This window comes from Paenibacillus daejeonensis DSM 15491 (assembly GCF_000378385.1).
Taxonomy (GTDB): Bacteria; Bacillota; Bacilli; order Paenibacillales; family Paenibacillaceae; genus Paenibacillus_D; species Paenibacillus_D daejeonensis.
The window spans coordinates 505,131-529,166 of the sequence record NZ_KB899659.1; the positions used below are offsets into that span (position 1 = coordinate 505,131).

Annotated in this window: 25 protein-coding genes; all 25 read right to left on the reverse strand. The window is 51.7% G+C overall.

Going from position 1 to position 24,036, the window contains the following annotated elements:
* Positions 1-15: 15 nt before the first annotated feature.
* Entirely contained in the window at positions 16-1,278 is a 1,263-nt protein-coding gene (gene fliY / locus F556_RS0102320) for a flagellar motor switch phosphatase FliY (RefSeq protein WP_020615276.1), read from the reverse strand.
* Positions 1,268-2,269 carry a flagellar motor switch protein FliM gene (gene fliM / locus F556_RS0102325; protein ID WP_020615277.1) on the reverse strand — a complete coding sequence of 334 codons (1,002 nt, stop codon included), beginning with the start codon at positions 2,267-2,269 and terminating at the stop codon, positions 1,268-1,270. Before fliM ends, fliY begins: the two co-directional genes overlap by 11 nt.
* 63 nt (positions 2,270-2,332) lie before the next feature.
* On the reverse strand, positions 2,333-2,815 hold the full coding sequence (locus F556_RS0102330) for a flagellar basal body-associated FliL family protein (protein ID WP_020615278.1): 483 nt from the start codon (positions 2,813-2,815) through the stop codon (positions 2,333-2,335).
* Between the two features lie 5 nt (positions 2,816-2,820).
* Positions 2,821-3,039: a flagellar FlbD family protein gene (locus tag F556_RS0102335; protein ID WP_020615279.1), complete on the reverse strand. Its 219-nt coding sequence runs from the start codon at positions 3,037-3,039 to the stop codon at positions 2,821-2,823.
* A 79-nt stretch (positions 3,040-3,118) separates the two neighbouring features.
* Positions 3,119-3,940: a flagellar basal body rod protein FlgG gene (flgG, locus tag F556_RS0102340; RefSeq protein ID WP_020615280.1), complete on the reverse strand. Its 822-nt coding sequence runs from the start codon at positions 3,938-3,940 to the stop codon at positions 3,119-3,121.
* A gap of 105 nt (positions 3,941-4,045) precedes the next feature.
* Positions 4,046-4,417 (reverse strand): TIGR02530 family flagellar biosynthesis protein, encoded by a 372-nt coding sequence (locus F556_RS0102345; RefSeq protein ID WP_020615281.1) that lies wholly within the window; start codon positions 4,415-4,417, stop codon positions 4,046-4,048.
* Positions 4,410-4,886 carry a flagellar hook assembly protein FlgD gene (gene flgD, locus F556_RS0102350; RefSeq protein ID WP_342663281.1) on the reverse strand — a complete coding sequence of 159 codons (477 nt, stop codon included), beginning with the start codon at positions 4,884-4,886 and terminating at the stop codon, positions 4,410-4,412. The genes F556_RS0102345 and flgD overlap by 8 nt, the downstream gene beginning before the upstream one ends.
* 7 nt (positions 4,887-4,893) lie before the next feature.
* Entirely contained in the window at positions 4,894-6,243 is a 1,350-nt protein-coding gene (locus F556_RS0102355; protein WP_020615283.1) for a flagellar hook-length control protein FliK, read from the reverse strand.
* A 47-nt stretch (positions 6,244-6,290) separates the two neighbouring features.
* A complete protein-coding gene (locus F556_RS0102360; RefSeq protein ID WP_020615284.1) occupies positions 6,291-7,199 on the reverse strand; it encodes a MotE family protein in 909 nt (302 codons plus the stop codon).
* 46 nt (positions 7,200-7,245) lie between these two features.
* Entirely contained in the window at positions 7,246-7,695 is a 450-nt protein-coding gene (gene fliJ, locus F556_RS0102365; protein ID WP_020615285.1) for a flagellar export protein FliJ, read from the reverse strand.
* Positions 7,696-7,701: 6 nt separating this feature from the next.
* Positions 7,702-9,030 carry a flagellar protein export ATPase FliI gene (gene fliI, locus F556_RS0102370; RefSeq protein ID WP_020615286.1) on the reverse strand — a complete coding sequence of 443 codons (1,329 nt, stop codon included), beginning with the start codon at positions 9,028-9,030 and terminating at the stop codon, positions 7,702-7,704.
* Positions 9,008-9,844, reverse strand: coding sequence for a FliH/SctL family protein (locus F556_RS0102375; RefSeq protein ID WP_020615287.1), 837 nt, complete (start codon positions 9,842-9,844; stop codon positions 9,008-9,010). Before F556_RS0102375 ends, fliI begins: the two co-directional genes overlap by 23 nt.
* Entirely contained in the window at positions 9,837-10,850 is a 1,014-nt protein-coding gene (gene fliG, locus F556_RS0102380; protein ID WP_020615288.1) for a flagellar motor switch protein FliG, read from the reverse strand. The genes F556_RS0102375 and fliG overlap by 8 nt, the downstream gene beginning before the upstream one ends.
* 11 nt (positions 10,851-10,861) lie before the next feature.
* Positions 10,862-12,448 (reverse strand): flagellar basal-body MS-ring/collar protein FliF, encoded by a 1,587-nt coding sequence (gene fliF / locus F556_RS0102385; protein WP_026297058.1) that lies wholly within the window; start codon positions 12,446-12,448, stop codon positions 10,862-10,864.
* Positions 12,449-12,481: 33 nt separating this feature from the next.
* Positions 12,482-12,787, reverse strand: a complete 306-nt coding sequence (gene fliE / locus F556_RS0102390; RefSeq protein WP_020615290.1) for a flagellar hook-basal body complex protein FliE — start codon at positions 12,785-12,787, stop codon at positions 12,482-12,484.
* Between the two features lie 23 nt (positions 12,788-12,810).
* Entirely contained in the window at positions 12,811-13,263 is a 453-nt protein-coding gene (gene flgC, locus F556_RS0102395; protein WP_020615291.1) for a flagellar basal body rod protein FlgC, read from the reverse strand.
* A gap of 3 nt (positions 13,264-13,266) precedes the next feature.
* Positions 13,267-13,680: a flagellar basal body rod protein FlgB gene (gene flgB, locus F556_RS0102400; RefSeq protein WP_020615292.1), complete on the reverse strand. Its 414-nt coding sequence runs from the start codon at positions 13,678-13,680 to the stop codon at positions 13,267-13,269.
* A 387-nt stretch (positions 13,681-14,067) separates the two neighbouring features.
* On the reverse strand, positions 14,068-14,835 hold the full coding sequence (gene codY / locus F556_RS0102410; protein WP_020615294.1) for a GTP-sensing pleiotropic transcriptional regulator CodY: 768 nt from the start codon (positions 14,833-14,835) through the stop codon (positions 14,068-14,070).
* A gap of 227 nt (positions 14,836-15,062) precedes the next feature.
* Positions 15,063-16,460, reverse strand: a complete 1,398-nt coding sequence (gene hslU / locus F556_RS0102415) for an ATP-dependent protease ATPase subunit HslU (RefSeq protein WP_020615295.1) — start codon at positions 16,458-16,460, stop codon at positions 15,063-15,065.
* Between the two features lie 61 nt (positions 16,461-16,521).
* A complete protein-coding gene (hslV, locus tag F556_RS0102420; protein ID WP_020615296.1) occupies positions 16,522-17,064 on the reverse strand; it encodes an ATP-dependent protease subunit HslV in 543 nt (180 codons plus the stop codon).
* 13 nt (positions 17,065-17,077) lie between these two features.
* The gene (gene trmFO, locus F556_RS0102425) at positions 17,078-18,394 is read right to left on the reverse strand and encodes an FADH(2)-oxidizing methylenetetrahydrofolate--tRNA-(uracil(54)-C(5))-methyltransferase TrmFO (RefSeq protein ID WP_020615297.1); all 1,317 of its coding nucleotides are present in this window, start codon (positions 18,392-18,394) and stop codon (positions 17,078-17,080) included.
* 43 nt (positions 18,395-18,437) lie between these two features.
* Positions 18,438-20,531 carry a type I DNA topoisomerase gene (topA, locus tag F556_RS0102430; protein WP_020615298.1) on the reverse strand — a complete coding sequence of 698 codons (2,094 nt, stop codon included), beginning with the start codon at positions 20,529-20,531 and terminating at the stop codon, positions 18,438-18,440.
* Positions 20,532-20,560: 29 nt separating this feature from the next.
* The gene (dprA, locus tag F556_RS0102435; protein WP_040715724.1) at positions 20,561-21,628 is read right to left on the reverse strand and encodes a DNA-processing protein DprA; all 1,068 of its coding nucleotides are present in this window, start codon (positions 21,626-21,628) and stop codon (positions 20,561-20,563) included.
* Positions 21,629-21,846: 218 nt separating this feature from the next.
* Positions 21,847-22,782 carry a succinate--CoA ligase subunit alpha gene (gene sucD, locus F556_RS0102440; protein WP_020615300.1) on the reverse strand — a complete coding sequence of 312 codons (936 nt, stop codon included), beginning with the start codon at positions 22,780-22,782 and terminating at the stop codon, positions 21,847-21,849.
* A 45-nt stretch (positions 22,783-22,827) separates the two neighbouring features.
* The gene (sucC, locus tag F556_RS0102445) at positions 22,828-23,988 is read right to left on the reverse strand and encodes an ADP-forming succinate--CoA ligase subunit beta (protein WP_020615301.1); all 1,161 of its coding nucleotides are present in this window, start codon (positions 23,986-23,988) and stop codon (positions 22,828-22,830) included.
* Between the last annotated feature and the right edge of the window lie 48 nt (positions 23,989-24,036).

Sequence of the window (24,036 nt, forward strand, 5' to 3'; positions counted from 1 at the left end):
TCTTCCTCCCAGATGTTATTGTAATTTTTGAATGCGATCCCACTGGCTGACGATATCCGTAACCCGTACTCCAAAATTCTCATCGATAACAACGACCTCCCCTTTGGCAATCAGCTTGTTATTGACAAGAATATCCACCGGTTCACCGGCCAGTTTGTCCAGCTCAATGATGGATCCTTGGGACAGCTCAAGAATGTCCTTGATTTGCTTCCGTGTCCTTCCTAATTCTACCGTTACTTTAAGAGGAATGTCGAGCAATAAATTTAGATTCGTCTCGTCGGCCTGTGTATAAGACGGACCTTGGAAATTGGCGAATTGCACCGGCTGAACATTGGTGTTGCGATTCAATCCTCCACCATAAGTGTTAGGGCCCTGAGGAGGCATCTGCGGCGCACCATAAGCTGGCTGCGCATCCGGGTAGTAGGACGGCGCTGGCTCCTGATACTGCGGCATTTGCGGCATCTGTGGCGCCGATGCTGCTGGTGACGCAGGCGGAGCTTGCGGTGCCACAGGAGGCGAGTAAGCTGGCTCAGCAGGGGCTGCAGGTTCGCTATAGGCAGGAGCTGGGACTTCCTCGGTCATCCCGCTTGCACCCATCAGCGTCGATACCATTTCTTTGGCAAAAGAGACGGGCAACAGCTGCATGATCGTTGAATCAATCAGTTCGCCGATTTTCAAATTAAATGAAATTTTGACAAACACATCAACGGGCGGCAGATTGTTGACGCCCTCTCCGCTGTTCACATCAAGGATATCAATGCCGGGCGGCGAGATATTGACAAACCGGTTGAAAATGGTAGACATCGACGTCGCCGAAGAACCCATCATTTGATTCATCGCTTCCTGGACAGCGCTGATATGAATCTCGTTCAGCTCTTCTATGGATACTTCTCCCTCGCCACCGAGCATAAGATCAGCGATGACCTGCGCATCGCGCGTCTTGATGACCAGGGAGTTGATCCCCTGGAATCCATCCACGTAGTGAACATGAACTGCAACATGCGGTTTTGGAAATTCAGTGTCCAGATCTTCTCGCTTAATAATCGATACTTTCGGGGTTGTAATGTCGACTTTTTTGCCCAACAGTGTCGAGAGTGCAGTTGCTGCGCTGCCAAAGGTGATGTTCCCGATCTCACCAAGCGCATCCTGCTCGATCTCGCTGATGTATGCCTCCGTCTCCGACGATGTCTCGACTAGCTGAGACTCATCCGACTCGCCTGCAGACTGGCGCAGCAGCGCATCGATTTCTTCCTGGGACAAATAATCCTTACTCGTCATAGTCTTCTTCCACTCCTTCGCTGACGATCTCGTCAATCTGCACAGCCAGTCTGTCCTTGATGGAGCCCGGACTGCCGATGAACTTCAGTTTCTCTCCGACCTTGATATGCAGCCCCTCATCCACATGCTTCTTCAGCGATATGACATCGCCGACCGCGAGTCCAAGAAATTCCTGGATGGACAGAGACGACGTGCCAAGCTCAGCGACAACAGGCAGCTTCGCCTTATTCACGCGTGCCTCAAGCATCTCCACCTCTTCGGGCGCTCTGGCTTTTTTCTGGGAAACAAACCAGTGGTGGACCGAGAGTCTGGACATAATTGGCTCAATGACGACATGCGGAATACAAAGATTGATCATGCCAGTCGTTTCACCGATCTTGGTGCTGAGCGAGATGAGTGCAATCGTTTCGTTGGGAGAGACGATCTGCATGAACTGCGGATTGGTCTCCAGTGCCTCCAGACGCGGGGACAGATCAATGATCGTCTTCCAGGCCTCCTGCAAACTCTCAAATGCCCTGCTGAAGATGCGTTCCATAACCATAGTCTCGATCTCGGTGAGCGCCGTTATTTTGGATGGTGCAGAGCCTTGGCCGCCCAGCAGCCGGTCCAGCATGGCAAATGCAACGTTCGGATGCACCTCAAGCACCATCCTGCCTTCCAGCGGCTCCGCTTCAAAAATGTTCAATATCGTCATCTTCGGGATCGATCGAATAAACTCATCGTATGGCAGCTGTTCAACCTGAACGACATTGATCTGGACGAAGGTACGCAGCTGGGCAGAGAAGTAGGTTGTCAAAAACCTGGCATAGTTCTCATGTATCCTTGTCAAGCTGCGGATATGATCCTTGGAGAAGCGAACGGCGCGTTTGAAGTCGTAGGCTCGGATCTTCTTTTGCGTTTCCTCTTTTTTGAGCTCCTCCGCATCCATTTCGCCGGAAGAGAGAGCCGCCAGAAGCGCATCTATTTCATTCTGCGATAAGACATCAACCATTTTCTCTCCTCCTCTCCGTTAGAAGATGGCGTTGCATGTCGTAATGTTTTTTCAAATGACCCATTACAGGCGTTGTATGATCGAGTCGGTGATTTCAACCTTGGTCAGCTTGCCGCCTTCAGGCAGGATCGGGTTAATCATGTTGAGCAAGCGTGTCGCCAGCTCATCCTTGCCTTTGGAGCCTTGCATCTCTTCAGCTGTCATATCAGCCAACGTGCGGACAATGATGGGTTTGATCTCAATTTCCTTAATCTTGTCGAAATCTTCTTTTGTTTTCTTGGAATCCAGCTGAAAGGCAAAGCTCATCACAGCGATGACATCCATCTCCGACAGGTTGGTCTTGACGCCCGTAATCTCGGAGCTCACCTCTACCCGCTTGTCGGCGCTGAGCTGATTCGGTTTAACGTCCTGAACGCTGTTCAACGCTTGCTCTGTTGGGTTGGCTGAGGTTGGATTCAAAAATTGGTTGTACAAAAATACGGCGACGATCGCGATCAGCGTGATCGACAACAAAATGGTAATTAACCAGGGCAACATTTTTTTCATCGCGTCTACTCCTCCGTTGGATTGCTCTTTATTGAAGCTGCACTTACGCCTATGGTCCGGAGGTAGGTCTGTATCTGCCCAATCACCTGTTCGGCACTCTCGAGCACCAGAAACTTCTTGCCGGTCGTCAGCGTGATGAGCGTATCCGGCACTTCCTCTACGATCTCGATCAGGAGCGCATTGACGGTCAGCTTGGAGTGGTTCAGACGCGTTACAGTTATCATGATCTTCCCCCTGTGGATCAGGAGAGGCGGTCAAGCCGCCTCGTCCCGGGCATAGTATGGATAAGCGAAACTGCCTCGATTAGCGTTTAAGATTGACGACTTCCTGCAGCACCTCATCCGAAGTCGTAATGATCCGCGAGTTAGCCTGGAAACCGCGCTGTGCAACGATCATTTCCGTAAATTCGCTCGTCAGATCGACGTTGGACATCTCCAGCTGGCCGGCGACGATAGCGCCAGTACCAGCTTCCAAATCGTTGGCGCCAACAATCTCTACCTCTCCGCCCTCAATGGCATTTGGAGTCGCGCGATAAAGATTACCTCCGATTTTCTCCAAACCACCTGGGTTAGTGACACGAACCAGTCCAATTGCAATACCTGTTGGTTCACTTGTACCGTCGATATTCACCGCGATGATTTGACCGTCTTGTGCAATCGAGAAGGCTGTTACTTCTTCATCCAGCACAATGGGTTCACCGTCAGCACTCATGACTAGCAACCCATCCCCGTTGACAAGCTGACGTGCTGCATCAAGGCGGAAATTGCCAGCCCGCGACAGATAAGGCTGCTCTTGATCGGCGTTGGCCATCAAGGCAAAAAATCCATCTCCATCAATACGAAGGTCAGTTGGCTCATTGGTCGTCATTGCGCTACCTGGCGAGTGTAGAGTGTCTATTGCAGAAATCGTTACGCCCAGACCTACCTGCTTGGCATTGACACCACCCGTTTCACCTTCAACAGGCGCGGTTACGCCAGCAACGGTCTGACTGAGAATATCCTTGAACATCACTCGACCTGCTTTAAAGCCTACAGTATTAACATTGGCAATATTGTTGCCGATGACGTCCAGCTTGGTTTGAAAACCGCGCATACCGGACACACCGGAGTACATTGATCTCAACATAAGGAATCTTCCTCCTAAGGAATGATTAATGGTTGTACTGCTTAACGGACTGCTTCAATCGGTCCACAGTCCCGGGCCCCCTGCAATAGGTCCAGCCCTTGCTCTTTAGGATATGACAACCGCACTATCAATCTGTGTGAATACATTGTGCTGCATCGACTGTCCAGACATTGCTGTAACAACGGTTCTGCTCGGTACATTGACGATCATCGCCAAATCCTGCATGACTACCAACGAGTCCTTGGCCCCTTTGGCTTCCGCCTGATCGATAGCAGACTTAATGCTTTCGAGCTGCTCCGGCTTTAAGGTGATCCCGCGCTGCTTCATTCGTAATTCGGCATGATGACTGAACCTGAGCTCTGTTTCATCCAATAGCTGTTTGAAGCCGCCAGGATTCGTTCCGCTGCGTGCAGCCGGTTTGACACCAAGTGGGGCCTGCGATGGAAACAATTGACCTATTCTCACGGGATCATGCATCCTGTTCATCCCCCTCACCGGAGCCAGCGCTGGCAACTGTGATAGCAAGAATATTGTCAACTGGCACGAACCAGTCACTGACCTGAGCATACTGAATGCCGTCTTTCATAACGATCGCGTGGACTTCGCCACTGTAGCGGACGCTCTGCCCTTGCTGGTCGAATTCGCTCCATTCAATGGTCTTGCCGATCATACTGGAGGCCGTCCCCATATTGTGACGCAGTGAAGTCATTTCCTTCGACATATTCATCATTTGCTCTACCGAAGAAAATTGCGCCATCTGGGCGATAAAATCCCGATCCTGCATCGGTTGCATCGGATCCTGGTATTTCAATTGCGTAATCAGGATCTTGAGAAAATCATCCTTGCCGAGCGTATCATCCTTCGGTTTGGTCAAGGAGACATTATTCTTACTATAATGAGGCCATATGTTCTTGGTGGATATGATATCTGCCACTTGCTGCTTCACCCCCGTCCTATGCCGTTACGTTAATCGCATTGCCATAGCCCAAATCTTGCTCCACTGCTTCCTGGATCAGCTCATCTTCAAAGCTGTCCTCGGCAGCTCCTGCCTGTGGGGACTTGTGCTGCTGCGAAGACTGCTGTTCACCAGAGCCTTGATGTCTCTGCTCCTGGAACATTTGCTGCGCTTGTTCATTCTGCGTAACCTGGAGTCTGTCAACCTGAAGTCCCTGCTGCTGCAAAGCTTGGCGCAGCTGGTTCATCCCATTCTCCAGCAACTCTCTTGCCATCCCGTGCTCCGCAGTAAACATCGCTGTCAGCTGTCCGCCAACAATCGTAATCTTGATGTCTACTTGACCCAAATGCTCTGGGAAGAGTGAAATGCGAGCCTCGGACATCCCATTGACTGTCGTCACATCAAATTGCTTCAAAATCATGCCGCTTATGGTATCCGGGAATTGTTGAACCGGTACCGGCTGAGCTACAAGCGGCCTCACTTGAGGCTGCCATTTGGCATGGTCTTGAATGGTACCTACCGGCACGGCTTGCGTAGGGTCTGCTTTGACTGTAAGCTCTGGAAGCTCCGGGTCAACGTTCAGCTCTCCTTGTGAAGAAGTCCAGGCTGCTTGAGGCGAAGCCAGTTGACTCAAACGCTGCAAATGGGAACCGGCATGAATCACGGTGGTTGGCTGCAGTTGTTGCTGCACTTGCTCCCGTGTTGCAACATTAGGCGTACCCGTCTGGAGCAGCTCAGGTCCTTCGTTCTTTACAAGCAATTGCTTAAGCGTGGCCAGCTGAGGCTCCACTGCAGTACGAAACCATTGTCGAGCGGACTGATCATCGCCTTGATCGAGGCGGTTTGCTACAGCAGACAGAACCGCCTGCAGTCGATCGCCCAAAATCATATCCGACGTCTGACGTAAAGACTCCTGGTTTGCTTCCCCGCTTCCCTCTGCTGATGCCTGTGTCTGAGGCTGAGCCTGCGCCATCATTCCCATAGCAATAAGGATCGCATTTAGCTGCTCAATGACCGCTTCGTACTGCTGCTTCTCCTCTGGTCCGAGTCCGGCTGCCTGGTCTTCAGTGATTGTGGATAGCTGTTTGATCAACTGCTCCAGGTCTCCTGCCTCACCTTCCAGAGCTGGCATTTGCCATTGCCCGACTCCGAGCTGTGAAGCCACTGCAGTCTGCGTTAACATGCCAGTATCCGAAGGTTGATGGGCAGGAACCGCGCTGCCTAACGTATACACCAATACCTGGGCGAAGCCTTCAGCATTGGCTGTGCTTTGTCCCACACTCGTACCTGCTGCACCAGCAGCATCAACCGGCATTGCAGGGGTTGATGGGATTACACCCATATTCATTATTTTTCACCTCCCTTCATTAAATAAGGTGTTAACTAGAGTGTTGCTTAACCCGGCATCAGCTTGGCGACCAGCTGCGCAGTAATTTCCTTGTTCTGTGACGACATCTCGGCAACAATAGAGGAACGTGCTCCACTATTGACCGCATTCAGAATCCGCAACACCTTGCTCGGACTCAGATCCGCCATCTTCAGCAGCAGTTCGGCTGCGCGTGCCGGCTCCATCGAGGAAAACGTTGCACTAAGCTGTGCCTCGTCCAACTGGGTAGTGGGCGTACTTGTCTGGGTCGACTGCTGTTCCAATCTCGCCTGCAAAGCGGCAATCTGCTGATCCTTCGCGGGGATCGCATCCTTCATCAGGGCTGTAGCATCTGCTGCAGCACGGGGGTTCATTTTTTCCATGATCCGCACCCGATCTTCCGGCCGCATGGCTCCGAGAATCAGTACCGTTTCTTCCATCGTCATACTTTGGAGAATCGGTGCAGCTTTGCTTGGTGTCATCTGAGCATACATCGAAGCCAGACTTTTAATGTTGCTCGTGTAGGCCTCATCATCCAACTGCTGCTCTTCACCCGCACGTTTCAATTGATCCACTTCGCGTTGCAGGTTATCTGCCAGTTCCTCTGCCCTTGCTGCGCTGGCGGAGAGCTCTGTAAGTTCCGCCTCTTTGGAGAGAAGCAAAGACTCCAGCTCACTGATCCGATCTGTTTGCCCCGCTTGTTCTTTCTCCGCCTTTTCCGATTCGGCCGCGATTTCCTCCTCCGTTTGGGGCGGGCTAGGCAGCAGTGATCCGACAAGTGGAATGTCGCTTCCCATCGCCAATACTTTATTACGCAGATCATCGTTGAATACTATTACCAATGCGCCAAGCAGCAGTACGGTGAACAGGATAGGGACAATAAAGAACAAAAAACGTTCCCATCCGCTGTACCCCTTCTCAGCTTCCAATTCGGTCACTCTAACCCCTCCTCGGGAAATCCGGAACGTCCGCTGGTGCAGCTACTCAAGAATGGGCCGGCGTTACATACCGTACCGAAGCCATCTCATCCAGCTCATTCTGTTCCCGGAGCAGCAGCTCCTGTCTGAAACGAAAGGCTGACTTTTCCTTCGCTTTGAGCCACACTTTCTCGTCCATCATCTTATCAGTCAGTTTGGTCTGGCTGATCTCCACGTCACGCTGGGCGCTGCGGACATCTTGAATTTTGCGCTCGATGCATTCGTCTAGAAAACGAATATAATCCTGGCTGATTCTCAGCTCAGAGAGCGAGATGACTTGCGAGGCGGAATGCAGCATCGCTTCTTGATGTTGCGCTTTTTCCCTTCTCAGCTCGTCGAGCGTTTTTTCTTCATCCTGCAGCTTGCCAAGTGCCGTAGACAGAATCCATTCGGCCTGCGTCTTTTCACTTGATTTGAGATCGACGATTTTCTGATACGGATAATTAAATTTTGCCATTTACGCTCAGCTCCTGTAAAAATCGGTCATTAGCCGCTGGATCGTCTCGTCCAGCCCGACTTTTTCGGTCGTCTTCTGCCTTGTAAATTGATTGATTTGGTCAATGTATTCAATAGCTCTGTCAATCTCCCGGTTAGAGCCCGACTGATAAGCTCCAATGTTGATCAAATCCTCTGAGTCCCGATAGACCGCCAGCAGCCGCTTCAGCTCGTTAGCCGCATCCTGGTGGTCTTCCGTGACAATCTCCTTCATAACCCGGCTTACGGACTGAAGAACATCGATCGCCGGGTAGTGCCCCTTGTGCGCTATCGCCCGGCTGAGCACGATATGACCGTCAAGAATGCCCCGTACCGCATCGGCAATCGGCTCATTCATATCGTCGCCGTCTACCAATACCGTATAAAATGCGGTAATCGAACCACTGGGACCAGTTCCCGCACGTTCCAGCAGCTTCGGCAACGCTGCGAATACGGAAGGTGTATACCCCCGGGTTGCCGGCGGCTCCCCAATCGCAAGACCGACCTCTCGGAGCGCCATAGCGTAACGGGTAACGGAGTCCATCATCAGCATCACATTCAAGCCGCGGTCCCGAAAGTATTCGGCGATGGATGTCGCGATCAGCGCTCCCTTCATCCGAATCAGTGCTGGCTGATCCGATGTGGCGACAATCACCACAGAGCGAGCCAGCCCTTCGGGGCCTAGGTCCTTCTCCATGAATTCCAGTACCTCACGGCCGCGTTCGCCGATCAGGGCGATCACATTGACATCAGCCGATGTATTGCGGGCAATCATGCCCAGCAGCGTACTCTTGCCTACCCCGGATCCGGCAAAGATTCCGACCCGCTGCCCCCTCCCGACTGTCAGCAGCCCGTCGATTGCCCGGACACCGATACTGAGAGGATCCTGCACGCGAGGCCGCATCAGCGGGTTCCCGGGCAAGTTCGTGGTGGAGTAGTGCGGCATCCGCTTGGGGAGCATGGAACCATCCAGTGGCTGTCCCAGCCCGTCCAATACTTTGCCTAACAGCTCCGATCCGACTTGGACAGTCAGCGGCTTGCCTGTACCTACCACATCACAACCGGGACCTATCGATTGCAGATCGCCTAGCGGCATCAGAATTACTTTGTTCTCCCGAAACCCGACGACCTCAGCCTTGATAGGCTTGGCGGATTTGGCCGGATAGATAAGGCAAACATCGCCTACACTTGCATCCGGACCTTCCGATTCCACCGTCAGACCAATGACCTGAGTTACCTTGCCATTCACCCGGACAGGATCGATCGTACGCAGTTGCTCGGTGTATCTAGAGATATCAAAGGCCTGCCGCATCATCATCCTCCGTCTCCTCGCTATGCAGGGCGAGCTGCGACAGCTCCCGCTTGATTTCTTCCAGCTGAGTATCGATCCTCGCATCGATGCTGCCGAAGGAAGAGCGGATTACGCAGCCTTTGTCCTTGACTGATGCGTCTGGCAGTATTCTGAGCTCAGCCTGGGAATCGATGACTAGCGCCAGCTCTTCCCTAGCAGCCTGTACGAAGGCCAGTTGTCCGGGGGAGACACAGAGCGTGATTACGCCCTGCTCCCGCCGTCTGGACAGCGACTTACGGATCAGTTGCAGAGCCAGCTCAGGAGAATTTTCCAGTTGATGACCGATTACCTTCTCGGCAATGGCACAGCTGAGCTCCACGACGAATGGCTCCGCCTCTTGGATAATGGATTCTCTCATTTTGTAGGCATGCTCGAGCATCTGGTTGGCTTCGGCCATGATACCCTGCCACTGCGCCTCAATATCAGCCTTGGCTTGCTCGTAGCCTTCCTGATAGCCTTGCTCGGCTCCAGATTGTCTTGCTTCCTCAATAACTTGCGCGTCTGAGCTGCGCCGCCCCTCCCACCACTGCTCGATGGTTTCCTGGGCCTCAGCCAGCTGTTGTTCCGCTGTCTCGGCACTCTGGCGGATTCGCTCTTCTGCGAAGTCTTCGGCATCACTGATAATTTGATCCCGGAGCGAGAGGGTCTCCGCATCCGGTCCTGCAGCCGTCTGTGCCTCCTGGACGGGAGGCTGGTACAGTGCTGCGTAGCGGTCTTCCCACTGGAGCCGCTTCAGCTCCTCCAAGGGAATGACATGCGTGGATTTAATCAAATTAGACAATGATATCATCTCCTCCACCACGGGCGATAATGATCTCGCCGGATTCCTCAAGTCTGCGGATTGTAGCTACGATACGGGTCTGCGCCTCTTCCACATCACGCAGTCTGACCGGTCCCATAAACTCCATCTCTTCCTTGAACGTTTCCGACATCCGCTTCGACATGTTGCGGAAGATGGCATCCCGCACTTCCTCGCTGGCCACCTTGAGCGCCAATTGCAAATCGGCATTCTCGATGTCGCGAATAATCCGCTGAATCGAGCGATTGTCGATATTGACAATGTCCTCGAAAACGAACATCCGTTTTTTGATTTCTTCCGCCAGCTCGGGATCCTGAATCTCTAGTGAATCGAGGATGGTGCGCTCCGTTCCACGGTCGACCCCATTTAATATTTGAACAATTGATTCAATACCCCCCGCAGTGGTGTAATCTTGAGTAACGGTTGCGGAAAGCTTCTGTTCCAGAATCCGTTCTACCTGGGAGATCACTTCAGGCGATGTACTATCCATCAAAGCGATTCTTCGTGCCACATCCGCTTGTTTGTCCTGAGGCAATGAGGACAGGATGGCGGAGGACTGCTCGGATTGTAAGTACGACAGCACCAGCGCAATCGTCTGTGAATTCTCATTTTGAATGAAGTTCAAAATCTGGCTCGGATCAGCCTTTCTTGCAAAGTCAAACGGCCTTACCTGCAGGGTGGCTGTCAGACGATTAATAACATCAAGCGCTTTTTGCTCGCCAAGCGCTTTTTCCAGAATCGTCTTCGCATAGGCGATACCGCCTTGGGAGATATATTCCTGCGCCATACATATTTGATGAAATTCACCTAATATCGTTTCTTTATCGAGGCTGTCAACCTTGCGCACATTGGCAATCTCGAGGGTCAGTTGCTCAATCTCGTCTTCCCGCAAATGCTTGAAGATCTGGGCAGAGACTTCCGGTCCCAGCGTGATTAGCAAAATGGCTGCCTTTTGGCGTCCGGTCAAGCCTTGCATTTGTTTGGCCATTATACTCACCTCTATTCGTCTACTAGCCAAGTACGGAGCAGGTTGACGAATTCATCCGGCTTGCGTTTGGCCAGTTGCTCCAGTTGCTTGCGAACCTGACTTTCGTTGCCCACATTTTCCAGGTCAATCGTCGGATACTCAACTTGCGCTGCTTCGAGCAACTCTTCTTGTTCTTCTTCCTCTTCTGCCAAGGCGCGGTTGCGTCTGCGGGCTGCAATCATGTAAGCCGCACCGCCGACCAGAGCCAGAGCCAACACACCCAGACCAATCATCCATGCAGTAGACAGGCCTGAAGATCCAGCATCCTCCTCGGGACTCACAAAAGGCTGAGCGAAGATCGATACTTTCTGTGCCATCAGATTCATATCGTCTACGTTCTGACCAGAATCCCGAAGCTGAGCAACTACAATTGAAGTTAAATAACGATTTAGTTCATTACGACTCTCTTCGGCAATGGTATCCGTCGCCAAACCGACACTAATCGACAAATCTTTCACCTGATAAGGAGCCGACACGATCTGATTCGTCACCCGGCTGACCTCGTAGTTGGTCGTACGGGAGGAATCCTCCGAGCTCATTGTTTCAGAACCATCTGCGGCTTGATACCCAGGCACATCCGTTTCTCCTGTACCGACTACACCACCGGAATTTCCGCTGCTACCCGTGGAGGAAGAGTTAGTCTCTGCCTGCGAAATAATGATGCCGTTGTTGTTATTGTCCGGTAGTGGCACAACCAGCGATTCGGTTGAATTCTTCTGATCAAAGTTAAGGCTGCTGATGATGCTGACATTCACTCGGTCGCCACCGTAGATCCGACCCAGATAGCTCTGAATGGTCTTTCTCAACTCGCCTTCAAATTTACGTTGAATTTGGAATTGAGCATCTACCGGCTGGGTAGCAAGACCGCTGCCAGCGGATAATTCACTGGGGAACAACTCGCCTTCTTCACTGGTGATCGTAATATCTTCCACACTGAGATTGCGTACCGCTGTCTTGACGAGATTGAAGTATCCGTCAACTTCCGCCTGCGAAGGCGTATGACCCAGTTTGAACTGCATATTGATGGAGGCCGAAGCGCGCTCTGGTTCGCCTGGTGTCATGAAGACCGTATCCTCCGGCAAGTTGACGAGCACCCGAGAGCTCTGTACACCCTTCATCCCGTTAAGCAAGCGCTGAATCTCGCCATTTAATGCATTCCGATACATCACATTAAATTCATTATCTGTCCGCCCAAAGGTGGAGGAGCTGTTGCCAAACGACTCAAAGCCGATCGAACCATTCTGGATAAGCCCTTGTGAACCGATGTCCACTCTCACCTTGGATGCGACTGCGCTAGGTACGAGAATGCTGGAGCCGCCAGGGCCGAGCTGATACAGAATGTTGTTGCCTTCAAGGTATTCCGTGATCGCGGCTGTGTCGGCTGCGTCCAGATCCTGAAAGACCGTTTCATATTCAGTCCGGGAAAACAGATACGTGAGCACAATGACCGACAATATCAAAAGCGCGACGGCAACGCCCAACATGATTTTTTGTTTCCCAGTAAAATTCATCCAATACCCGGCTACCCGCTCTCGATATTGGGCGATCCTCTCATTCACGATTTCACCTCTCTTTGCATTAGCTAAGCTGGATTACAACTGAATCCTCATCATTTCCTGATACGCTTCGATTACTTTGTTACGTACTTGGGAAGTCAGTTGCAACGTGAGATGCGCCTGATTAGCGACGACCATGACGTCCGATACATCGGCCTGTCCGATGATGAACTGATCGGTTACGGTATGTACCCCTTTCTCTTGTGCGGCAACGCCATCGATAGCTTGCTTCAGGTACTGACCAAAGTCCTGGGTCGTCTGAGCCGGTGTTGCCTTAGATTGTAGGATTTGAGGCTGTACGGTGCCCGATTGAATCGGATTTAACAATTGGTTGCCTATCATCTATGTGTTCCTCCCTGCTGGTATTAGGCTCTGCCGATTTCAAGCGCCTTAGTAAACATGGCTTTGGTCGCGTTCAAGGCTGTGACATTCGCTTCATAGGAACGGGTCGCCGAGATCATGTCAACCATTTCTTTTAGCACATCAACATTAGGTAATTTGACATATCCTTGCTCATCTGCATCGGGATGGCTGGGATTATAGACCAGTTTGGGCGGTGTCCGGTCTTCCATGACCCGGGTCACCTTTACACCTCCGGATTGGTTGGCTCCGGAGAGTTCCTTGCCGAGCACATCCGCGAATTTGGGCTGAAGCGGCTCCATAACCGCCATCTTCCGGGTGTACGGTTCGAATTGCCCGTTGACCAAACGTCCTCTGGTTGTCTCCGCATTGGCGATATTCGAAGAAATGATATCCATCCGAAAACGTTGAGCCGTAAGCGCCGAGCTACTGGCATCAAATCCGTTCGTCAGCTTCATCCGTTAAACCCTCCCTTCAATTGCGGTACGCATCATTTTGACATCATGGTTCATTTGGCTGACTAGCAGATTGTAGCGCAATTGATTTTTAGCCAGCAAAGACATTTCCCGATCGATGTCAACATTATTGACATTGTTATTCATGGCCGTGGATTTATCCGTCAGTACCTGTGTTTGCACAGTATGAGCGGTTTGTCCGAGTTGGAGATGTTTCTCATGGGTCCTTCTTACCGGCAATCCGTTATGTTGCGGTTGATTCATGGCTTGCTCCAGCAAATCCTCGAATACCACCTCGGACCGTTTGAAAAAAGGTGTGTCGGCATTGGCAACATTATTTGAAATGACGCTCTGCCGGAGCTCGGCCGCCTTGATCGCTTGTTGCAATCTGTCGAATGCTGCGCCGTTCAACACTTTCAAATGTCGAACCCCCTTACTTTTCATAATGCAGTAACTTAAGTATTCAACAACTTCTACTTCTTTCCTTCTTTCATCGACAAATCTTTATTAAAATAATGAGAAATCTTTGTCGATCCTTGCCACATAGATAATATTCCATAATTCCCAATTATATAACAATGAGAAAAAAGCCCTATCTTTTTTCTCAGATAGGGCGTTCAAGGGTATAAATACCTGTTTTTTTATGACAATTTGCATAATGACTAAAAAAATAATGATGATTATCGCAAAACAATCATCATTAGGTGTCGCCAAGCCCCATGGGCTATTTTCCTAAAACCATTGTAAAAATTCGGGTTTTCATCTACTGATAACGCTATCTTGTATGAGAGATGGATGAGGATGCTCTCATATTTTCATTTTGTCCAATTCATGGATCAGCTGTTCATTCAAAATCTTGATATACGTGCCTTTCATACCAAGCGAACGGCTCTCGATAACACCAGCGCTTTCAAGCTTGCGAAGCGCATTCACAATCACCGAGCGGGTGATACCGACACGGTCCGCAACCTTTGAAGCTACCAAGAGCCCTTCGCGGCTGCCGAGCTCCTCAAAAATATGCTCCACGGCTTCCAGCTCGCTAAATGATAACGAATTGACCGCAACCGATACGACGGCCCGGCTCCTTGCTTCGAGCTCTACTTCTTCTGCCCGCTCTCGCAAAATTTCCATGCCAATAATGGTCGAGCCATACTCGGCCAAGATGAGATCATCATCGTCGAATTCCTCCGTCTGACGAGCCAGGACAACTGTAGCCAGACGATCCCCGCCTCCCTGAATCGGAATGATCGTCAGCATCCCCTTCATCTGTACATCCGGGATCGATAGACTGAGCCGCTCGTCTGGCGTTACATTCGTCACGGTCTCCTGTACCTGCAGCAGCTGCTCATTGCTCTCGTCAGGGAAACGAAGCTCAACTGTCGATGCTCTGAGCTTCTCATGCTCCCATACCCCTACTGCAGCGCTGCCGAGAATTTTGCCGCGGCGGCTTACCACGAAGACGTCTGCCTGAATCGTGGAGCAGAGGACCTCCGCCATTTCTCTAAAGTTAAGCGCCTTACCGGCCGCTCGCTGCAGCAGCCGGTTCAGCGTTCTTGTTTTTGCAAGTAAAGTCATGCCTTGGCCTCCCAATATCTTTGCACTTCAAGTAAAACACTTGTAAAAGAGGTTGTTCAAAAAGTCCGCTTTTGATCACGAAGTGACTCATGATGCAATTTCGGCTTCGAATCTTGAGGACATTCGAAACTTCCGGTGCTCACGTAGCTTCCAGCTACGCTCCGCTCCTCATTTCCTTCCTGTCATCAACCTTCTCGGTGCTGAAAACCGAACTTTTTGAACTCTAATTATAGGATATATTGACTCAAATCTTTGTTTTGCGCAATATCGCCCACCTTGTCGCGGACGTATTCCGGCGTGATCACCATCTCTTCGAGATTTAGATCAGGCGCCTCGAAAGAGAGATCCTCCAATAGTTTCTCGAGGATGGTATGCAAACGGCGGGCACCGATATTTTCCGTATTCCGGTTGACATCTGCAGCGATCGAAGCAATTTCCCGAATAGCAGCATCTGAGAATTCGACCGAAATCCCTTCCGTCTCCAGAAGTGCGGTATACTGCTTGGTCAAGGCATTCTTCGGCTCGGTCAGAATACTTACAAAATCATCTAGGGACAAACTGCTAAGCTCGACGCGAATCGGAAATCGCCCCTGCAGCTCCGGGATCAGATCGGCCGGTTTGGCCACATGGAATGCACCAGCCGCAACGAAGAGCACATAGTCGGTGCGAATTGGGCCGTATTTGGTCATCACGGTTGAGCCTTCGACAATCGGCAAAATATCGCGCTGCACGCCTTCCCTGGAAACATCAGGACCGGAACCACGGTTAGGTGCTGCAATTTTATCAATCTCGTCAATGAAGATGATGCCAGATTGCTCCGCCCGTGTTATCGATTCCTGAATGACGTCATCCATATCGATCAACTTTTGCGCTTCCTGCTGCGTTAATACGACTCGAGCATCCTTAACAGCCAGCTTCCGCTTCTTCATGCGTTTGGGCATAAACTGTCCGAACATTTCCTGCATATTCATGCCCATGCCTTCATTACCTTGACCGGCCAGCATATCGAGCATATTCGGTGCATTATCCTCTACCTCAATCTCGACAATGTCCTGCTCCATTTCACCAGCCGCAAGCCGTTCCTTAACTTTTTTGCGACGGTCCAGAATGGAGGTGTCGGTTTCGGCTGGCTCTTCGGCTTCCTGGGATTGCTGGTTGCCAAAAATCATCTCGAATGGATTGCGCTGAGGTTTCGATTTGGTTGCCGACGGCACCAGCAGTTCCACCAGCCGCTCATTCGCTTGCTGCTCCGCTTTGTCTTTCACTTGCTCTGTTTTCTCCACTTTGACCATGCGAATCGCCGTTTCCACCAAGTCGCGAACCATCGATTCCACGTCACGTCCGACGTAACCGACTTCTGTGAACTTGGTTGCTTCAACTTTTACAAATGGAGCATGCACCAGCTTGGCTAAACGACGGGCAATTTCCGTCTTGCCGACACCGGTCGGTCCGATCATGAGAATGTTCTTGGGCACGATCTCATCACGGATCGCTTCATCCAGACGACTCCGTCTGTAGCGGTTGCGAAGGGCGATAGCAACCGAACGCTTCGCTTGCTTTTGTCCGACAATATACTTATCCAATTCCGCGACGATCTGGCGCGGTGTCATTGATCCGTTGCTCATCTCGTGATCCCTCCATCTTCTACATAACGTCTTCGCCTTCTCTGGCGCGTCTGAACGTCTCTTAGAGCTCTTCGACGATGATATTGCGGTTGGTAAACACACAGATGTCTGCAGCGATTTCAAGCGCAGAGCGAGCCATCTCAGAAGCCTCCAGCTGTGTCGCGTGGCGTTTGAGCGCCCGTGCAGCAGACATAGCAAAGCTGCCGCCGGAACCGATGGCCAGCACCTCGTCGTCCGGCTCGATAATTTCACCGTTGCCGGAGACGAGCAGCATGCCGGTCGCGTCCATCACAATCATCATGGCCTCCAGCTTGCGCAGCACCCGGTCAGAGCGCCATTCCTTCGCCAGTTCAACAGCTGCGCGCTGCAGGTTGCCATGATGCTCCTCCAGCTTGCCTTCAAACTTCTCGAAGAGCGTAATCGCATCAGCCACAGAGCCAGCAAAGCCAGCGACAACCTGGCCCCGATAGAGACGACGCACTTTCTTCGCTGTTCCCTTCATGACCATGCTGTTGCCGAACGTCACCTGTCCGTCCCCTGCAATTGCACCTTTTCCTCCATGTCTGACTGCACAGATCGTGGTCGCATGAAATTGCATCTCCACCCGGTTAACCCCCTTACAGATTGGCTTCCTTGTATTGCGCGAGTGCATCCAATGCGCGGTTAGCGATTTGCTCGTTCTTTTCCTTCTTGTTGCGAATCCGTTGTCCCAGCGGCGGGAAGAGTCCGAAATTCGCATTCATCGGTTGAAAATGCTTGAAGTCTGCCGTTGTAATATACTCAGCCATACTGCCCAACGCCGTCTCCGGCGGCAGCACCAGCGGGTCCAAACCGCGCGCCAGTCGCCCGGCATTGATTCCGGCCAGCAGACCGGAGGCTGCAGATTCGACGTAGCCTTCTACTCCTGTCATTTGTCCGGCAAAAAACAACGTCTCTCTGTTCTTGAACTGATAAGTCGGCTTAAGCAACCGGGGAGAATTAATAAAAGTATTGCGATGCATGACCCCGTAGCGTACAAACTCCGCCTGCTCCAGGCCAGGAATGAGCGACAATACCCGCTTTTGTTCGCCCCATTTAAGATGCGTCTGAAAGCCGACCAGATTGTAAAGCGTACCTGCCGCGTTATCCTGACGCAGCTGGACAACAGCATGAGGCAGCTTGCCTGTATGCGGATTTATGAGCCCAACTGGCTTCATCGGCCCGAACAGCAGCGTTTGCTTGCCGCGCTTTGCAATGACCTCAATAGGCATGCAGCCTTCAAAATAAATCTCTTTCTCAAATTCCTTGAGTGCCGCTGTCTCCGCTTCTACCAATGCCTCGTAGAACCGTTCAAACTCTTCTTCGGTCATCGGGCAGTTCAGATAAGCTGCTTCTCCCTTGTCGTATCGGGAGGCGAGATATACCTTGCTCATATCGAGCGAGTCCTTCTCTACGATCGGCGCAGCCGCATCGTAGAAATAGAAATACTCCTCGCCCATCAGCTGTTTGATCTGCTCTGATAGATCAGGCGAGGTTAAGGGTCCGGTAGCGATAACGACAATCCCCTCTGTAGGAATCTCCGTCAGTTCTTCTGTCCGGACGTCAATCAGCGGGTGATCATGCAAGGCACTCGTAACGGCCCCAGAGAAGCCCTCACGGTCCACAGCGAGTGCTCCCCCTGCTGGTACCGCATGCTTGTCGGCACTGCTCAGAATGAGCGATTCCAGCCGTCTCATTTCTTCCTTCAGCACGCCTACAGCATTAGCTAGCCCGTTAGCCCGCAAGCTGTTGCTGCAGACAAGCTCAGCGAATTTATCCGTATGATGCGCCGGCGTCCGTTTGACGGGGCGCATTTCGTATAATGTAACGGGGACGCCTTGGGAAGCGATCTGCCAAGCGGCTTCGCTTCCCGCCAGGCCGGCGCCCACGACAGTTACATGGTTGCTTTCAGTCAATGCATTTCCCTGCTTTCATTAATAATTGATTACCTTACTTGCATCAAGCTTGTTCCTGATCCTCCGGAAGCTCCTCTGTATGATCACAGGAGGTACATTTGAGCTTGCCGCCGCTGCGGTTTCGCTTCTCGACCATCGGTGACGCACAGGACGGACAAGGCTTGCTGCTTGGTTTATCCCATGAGACATAATCGCATTCCGGGTAGCGGTCACAGCCATAGAAGATTCTACCCTTCTTGCTTCGCCGCTCGATCACTTTGCCCTCTTTACATTGGGGACAAGCGACGCCGATTTCTTTGATGATCGGCTTGGTGTTACGACAATCAGGGAAACCGGAGCAGGCCAGGAATTTGCCGAAGCGCCCCATCTTGTACACCAGATGGCGACCGCACTTCTCACAGATTTCATCTGAAACCTCATCCTGGATCTCGATTTCCTTCATTTCTTCCTCAGCAACCTCCAAGCGCTTCTCGAAGGAAGTGTAGAAAGAAGCCAGAACCTTGACCCAATCTTCACTGCCTTCTTCCACATGGTCAAGATCGCCTTCCATATGGGCCGTAAATTCAGCATCTAGGATTTCAGGGAAGAACTCCTCCATCAGTTGAATGACGAGGTCGCCAAGCTCCGTAGGGACGAATTTCTTCTCTTCAATCGCTACATATCCGCGCTTCTGGATCGTCTCCAATGTCGGCGCATACGTACTCGGACGGCCGATTCCCAATTCCTCCAGCGTCCGCACCAGCCTGGCCTCCGTGTAGCGGGGCGGCGGCTGGGTAAAGTGCTGCTTGGGTTCAATTTCTTCCTGTTCGGCTTTATCGCCTGCAGCAAGCGGTGGCAAGAACTTGTCTTCTTCCGTTGTGCCATCATCATTGCCCTCGACGTAAACCTTCATAAAGCCAGGGAACTTCAGCTTCGAACCGGTAGCACGGAAGACAACCGAACCGCTGAGTAAATCTACTGTCATTGTATCGAGCACCGCTGAAGCCATCTGACTGGCCAAGAAGCGTTCCCAGACGAGTTTATAGAGACGGAATTGGTCTCTTGAGAGGAAAGGCTTCATCTCGTCAGGCTCACGCAGTGGTGAAGTGGGACGGATCGCCTCATGCGCATCCTGGGCACTTGCATTCTTCTTGGTATAGACGCGAGGCTGCTCCGGTACATAGTCCGCACCATATTTGTCCGTGATGTATGTCTTGGCTTCTTCTTGAGCTAGAGGCGAGAGGCGGGTAGAATCGGTACGCATATACGTAATCAGACCGACCGTGCCCTCTTTACCTAAGTCCACCCCTTCATACAGCTGCTGAGCAACCGACATGGTTTTGGCTGCACGGTATCCGAGCTTGCGCGCTGCTTCCTGTTGGAGCGAGCTTGTAATGAAAGGGGGCGCCGGATTGCGTTGACGCTCTTTCTCTCTGACTTCGGCAACCTCGAACTCATCGGCCTTCATTGCATTGAGCACTTCCTGCATTTCTGCCTCGCTGCCAAGCTCGCGCTTCTCGCCGCCAATGGAATGATATTTCGCTTCAAAGGCTGCTTTGCCATGCTTCAGCTTGGCAGTGATTGACCAGTACTCTTCTGGTACAAAAGCGTCGATTTCATTCTCCCTATCGATGATCAGCTTCACGGACACCGACTGAACGCGTCCAGCCGAGAGCCCCTTTTTCACTTTCTTCCATAATAGGGGACTGATCTTGTAGCCAACCAGCCGGTCCAGAATCCGACGAGCTTGCTGGGCATTGACCAAGTCCATATTGATTTTGCGGGGGGTTTTAAAAGCATCCTTCACGGCCTGCTTCGTAATTTCGTTAAACACGACCCGGCAGTTCTCTGTCTCGTCCAACTCCAGGTAATGAGCCAGATGCCATGCGATTGCCTCGCCTTCGCGATCCGGGTCAGCCGCGAGATAGACGCGTTTGACTTTTTTGCTGGCATCCTTCAATTCTTTGAGGATGCTTCCTTTGCCGCGAATCGTTATATATTTCGGATGGAAGTGATTTTCAACTTCGACGCCGATCTGGCTTTTCGGCAAATCGCGAATATGACCCATGGAGGCTTTAACAATATATTTGCTGCCGAGATATTTACCGATCGTTTTTGCTTTTGCCGGTGATTCGACAATGACTAATGAATCCGCCATCAAGCGTCCTCCTCTCTCCTAATCGCCTTCTACAAGGCACAGTAAATGGAACCGGGATGTTGCTCAATCTTACGTTTTATAGTTAAATTTATCAGAACTGCGTGCAAATGTCCAAAAGACATCCCTGTCTTGGCATGCAAGACGTCTGCCGTAGCGGGTTCATCTTGGAGCAGTTCATAAATTCTGCTCTCCTCCGCAGTCAATGTTGGAGGCTGCGGTCCGGGAGCAGGTGAGGGCTTAAATGCTGACGTCTCCATCAGACGGACAGCAAGCTCTGCCAATATATCATCCACGCTAAGCGTCAGCTTGGCCTTCAGATCGCGAATATATTCATTGGTGCCTGTGCTTTTGGGAGAATTGGCAGGGCCGGGCAGCGCGAATACTTCCCTCCCCATATCCAGTGCCTGATCAGCCGTAATAAGGGAGCCGCTGCGGGATGCCGCCTCGATAACTAGCGTGCCGAGCGACAGGCCGGCAATGATCCGATTGCGAACCGGAAACATTCCTGGATGGCAAGCTGTCCCCACGGGATACTCAGAGAGAACAAGCCCCTCCTGCGCAATCCGGTGCTGCAGGGATGAATGCTCGCGGGGATAAGCGATATCCAATGGCGTCCCGAGTACAGCGATCGTACCGCCGGGTTCTTGAAGCGCGGCTTCATGTGCGCAGCGATCGATCCCGCGGGCCAGTCCGCTGACGATGGAGAGGCCCCTGGCAGCCAACTGGGAGGACAGCTCGCGAGCCATGTGCCTGCCGTAAGCTGTCGGGACACGGGTTCCGACGACAGCCAGCATGGGCCCTTCGAGCAGTTCTATGCGACCTTTAGCGTACAGGACCCAGGGCGGCTGTGGAATGTGACGGAGCCATCTTGGATAATCATCATCCAGCCACGTGATGACCCGGACGCCTAATCTTCGATAATGATCAGCCCGCTCTTCTGCAAACGCCGGGGACAGCGTTCGGGCCAATGCCTGTGATTGCGCCGACTTAATCCCCAACTGCTTCCAATTCGCTTCGCTGTAAGATACGCAATCCATAACGGATGCTTGCATCGCTTTGGCGATGGTGTGCCATCCGATCCCTTGTATTTCATGCATTGCAAACAAGGCTTGCCTTTCATTCCATGCGGAAACATTCATTCGGACACGACCTCTCCGTCTGCTTGCATCCTTTTCCTATTTTGCTTGACAACGTTGCAGAATGCAAGCGACCTGTAAGTTATTATTGAAAGAACAGGAGTTCATAATAAAAAAAAGCAGCCTTCCAAACCCCTCGAGGGGTATTGAAAGGCTGCTTGCCTTCATTAATCGTTAGATTATGCTTGGCGAGTGATACATTTCTCCAGCAAACCGCGCTCTTCAAGAACGCTAACGAGCGTAGAGCCCATTTCGGAAGGTGTCGGCGAAACCTTGATGCCGCATGCTTCCAAAGTGGAAATTTTCTCGGCTGCGGTGCCTTTGCCGCCAGAAATGATGGCGCCAGCATGTCCCATCCGCTTGCCTGGAGGCGCTGTTGCGCCGCCGATGAAGCCAACAACCGGCTTCGTCATATTAGCTTTTACCCACTCGGCCGCTTCTTCCTCAGCCGTACCGCCGATTTCGCCGATCATGATGACGGCGTACGTATCAGGGTCGTCATTGAAGCGACTGAGAATGTCGATAAATTCGGAGCCTTTGACCGGGTCCCCGCCAATACCGACAGCAGAGGACTGGCCAATTCCACGCGTACTCAGCTGATGAACAGCTTCGTAGGTCAAGGTACCGCTGCGCGATACTACGCCAACATGACCTTTGACGTGGATATAACCCGGCATAATGCCGATTTTGCACTCATCCGGAGTAATAACGCCTGGGCAGTTAGGTCCAATCAGGACGGTATCGCGTCCTTCCATGTAACGCTTAACCTTCACCATATCGAGTACAGGAATACCCTCTGTAATGCAGATCGCCAGATCCATGCCTGCGTCCACGGCTTCCATGATGGCATCTGCAGCGAACGGAGGCGGTACATAGATAACTGAAGCGGTTGCGCCTGTAGCTGCCTTAGCTTCTGCTACGGTGTTAAATACCGGCAGCGATACAACCTCGCCGTTCTCCAGAGTAATCTCAACATTTGTTCCGCCTTTGCCCGGTGTAACGCCACCGACCATTTGCGTTCCGTAATCAAGCGCACCTTTGGCATGGAACAATCCGGTTGCGCCGGTAATGCCTTGCGTTATGACTTTTGTATTCTTATCAACCAAAATGCTCATCGAAGGCTCACATCCCCTAAATGAATTCTTATGCTGACGTGCAATTTACTTAACGAGGGCTACAATTTTCTGCGCGCCGTCTGCCATGGAATCGGCCGCTACGATATTGAGTCCCGATTCATTCAGAATTTTCTTGCCAAGCTCTACGTTGGTACCTTCCAGGCGAACGACGAGCGGCCGGTCAAGCTCGATTTGCTTAGCCGCTTCCACGACACCATTGGCGATAACGTCACAACGCATGATGCCGCCGAAGATATTAACGAAGATACCTTTTACTTTTTCATCCGACAGGATGATTTTGAAGGCTTCTGTAACTTTCTCAGTGGTCGCGCCGCCCCCTACGTCGAGGAAGTTGGCCGGGTCGCCACCATAATATTTGATAATGTCCATTGTAGCCATAGCCAGACCTGCGCCGTTAACCATGCAACCGATGTTGCCATCAAGCGCGATGTAGCTGAGGTCGAACTTGGACGCTTCGATTTCTTTTTCATCCTCTTCTTCGAGGTCGCGCAATGCAACAATATCCTTATGACGATAGAGTGCATTGGAATCGAAATTGAGCTTGGCATCAAGCGCAATAACGTTGCCATCGCCTGTCACGACGAGCGGATTGATCTCTGCAATGGAGCAGTCTTTTTCCACGAATGCGGTGTACAGCGCAATCATGAACTTGACCGCTTTGTTGACGAGTTCAGTAGGAATGTTGATCGAATAAGCCAGCTTGCGCGCTTGGTAAGGCTGCAGGCCAACGGCCGGGTCAACGATCTCCTTGAAGATCTTCTCCGGGCTGTGCTCAGCCACTTCTTCGATCTCGGTGCCGCCCTCTTCGGAAGCCATCATGACAACCGCGCCGCTGGCACGATCGACAACTACACCGACATAGTATTCTTTCTTGATGTCGCAGCCTTCCTCAATCAGCAAGCGCTTGACTTCTTTACCTTCCGGACCAGTCTGATGCGTGACCAGAACTTTGCCCAGAATTTCGCTCGCATATGCACGCACCTCGTCCAGACCTTTGGCAACCTTAACGCCACCGGCCTTTCCGCGTCCACCTGCATGAATTTGCGCCTTAACCACAACAACCGGTGTTCCCAGTGCTTCGGCAGCTTCTACCGCTTCATCGACGGTGAAAGCCACTTTGCCACTCGGTACCACGACACCGTATTGCTTCAGGACTTCTTTGCCTTGATACTCATGGATATTCATTCACGAAATCCTCCTATCCGAAGCTGGATCCTATTGATATGTACACAA

Excerpts from the sequence above, each read along its gene's own strand:
- fliY (WP_020615276.1), bottom strand. The coding sequence starts at position 1,278 with ATGACGAGTAAGGATTATTTGTCCCAGGAAGAAATCGATGCGCTGCTG.
- fliM (WP_020615277.1), bottom strand. The coding sequence starts at position 2,269 with ATGGTTGATGTCTTATCGCAGAATGAAATAGATGCGCTTCTGGCGGCT.
- F556_RS0102330 (WP_020615278.1), bottom strand. The coding sequence starts at position 2,815 with ATGAAAAAAATGTTGCCCTGGTTAATTACCATTTTGTTGTCGATCACG.
- F556_RS0102335 (WP_020615279.1), bottom strand. The coding sequence starts at position 3,039 with ATGATAACTGTAACGCGTCTGAACCACTCCAAGCTGACCGTCAATGCG.
- flgG (WP_020615280.1), bottom strand. The coding sequence starts at position 3,940 with ATGTTGAGATCAATGTACTCCGGTGTGTCCGGTATGCGCGGTTTTCAA.
- F556_RS0102345 (WP_020615281.1), bottom strand. The coding sequence starts at position 4,417 with ATGCATGATCCCGTGAGAATAGGTCAATTGTTTCCATCGCAGGCCCCA.
- F556_RS0102355 (WP_020615283.1), bottom strand. The coding sequence starts at position 6,243 with ATGAATATGGGTGTAATCCCATCAACCCCTGCAATGCCGGTTGATGCT.
- fliJ (WP_020615285.1), bottom strand. The coding sequence starts at position 7,695 with ATGGCAAAATTTAATTATCCGTATCAGAAAATCGTCGATCTCAAATCA.
- fliI (WP_020615286.1), bottom strand. The coding sequence starts at position 9,030 with ATGATGATGCGGCAGGCCTTTGATATCTCTAGATACACCGAGCAACTG.
- fliG (WP_020615288.1), bottom strand. The coding sequence starts at position 10,850 with ATGGCCAAACAAATGCAAGGCTTGACCGGACGCCAAAAGGCAGCCATT.
- fliE (WP_020615290.1), bottom strand. The coding sequence starts at position 12,787 with ATGATAGGCAACCAATTGTTAAATCCGATTCAATCGGGCACCGTACAG.
- flgC (WP_020615291.1), bottom strand. The coding sequence starts at position 13,263 with ATGAAGCTGACGAACGGATTTGATGCCAGTAGCTCGGCGCTTACGGCT.
- codY (WP_020615294.1), bottom strand. The coding sequence starts at position 14,835 with ATGACTTTACTTGCAAAAACAAGAACGCTGAACCGGCTGCTGCAGCGA.
- hslU (WP_020615295.1), bottom strand. The coding sequence starts at position 16,460 with ATGAGCAACGGATCAATGACACCGCGCCAGATCGTCGCGGAATTGGAT.
- topA (WP_020615298.1), bottom strand. The coding sequence starts at position 20,531 with ATGGCGGATTCATTAGTCATTGTCGAATCACCGGCAAAAGCAAAAACG.
- dprA (WP_040715724.1), bottom strand. The coding sequence starts at position 21,628 with ATGCATGAAATACAAGGGATCGGATGGCACACCATCGCCAAAGCGATG.
- sucD (WP_020615300.1), bottom strand. The coding sequence starts at position 22,782 with ATGAGCATTTTGGTTGATAAGAATACAAAAGTCATAACGCAAGGCATT.
- sucC (WP_020615301.1), bottom strand. The coding sequence starts at position 23,988 with ATGAATATCCATGAGTATCAAGGCAAAGAAGTCCTGAAGCAATACGGT.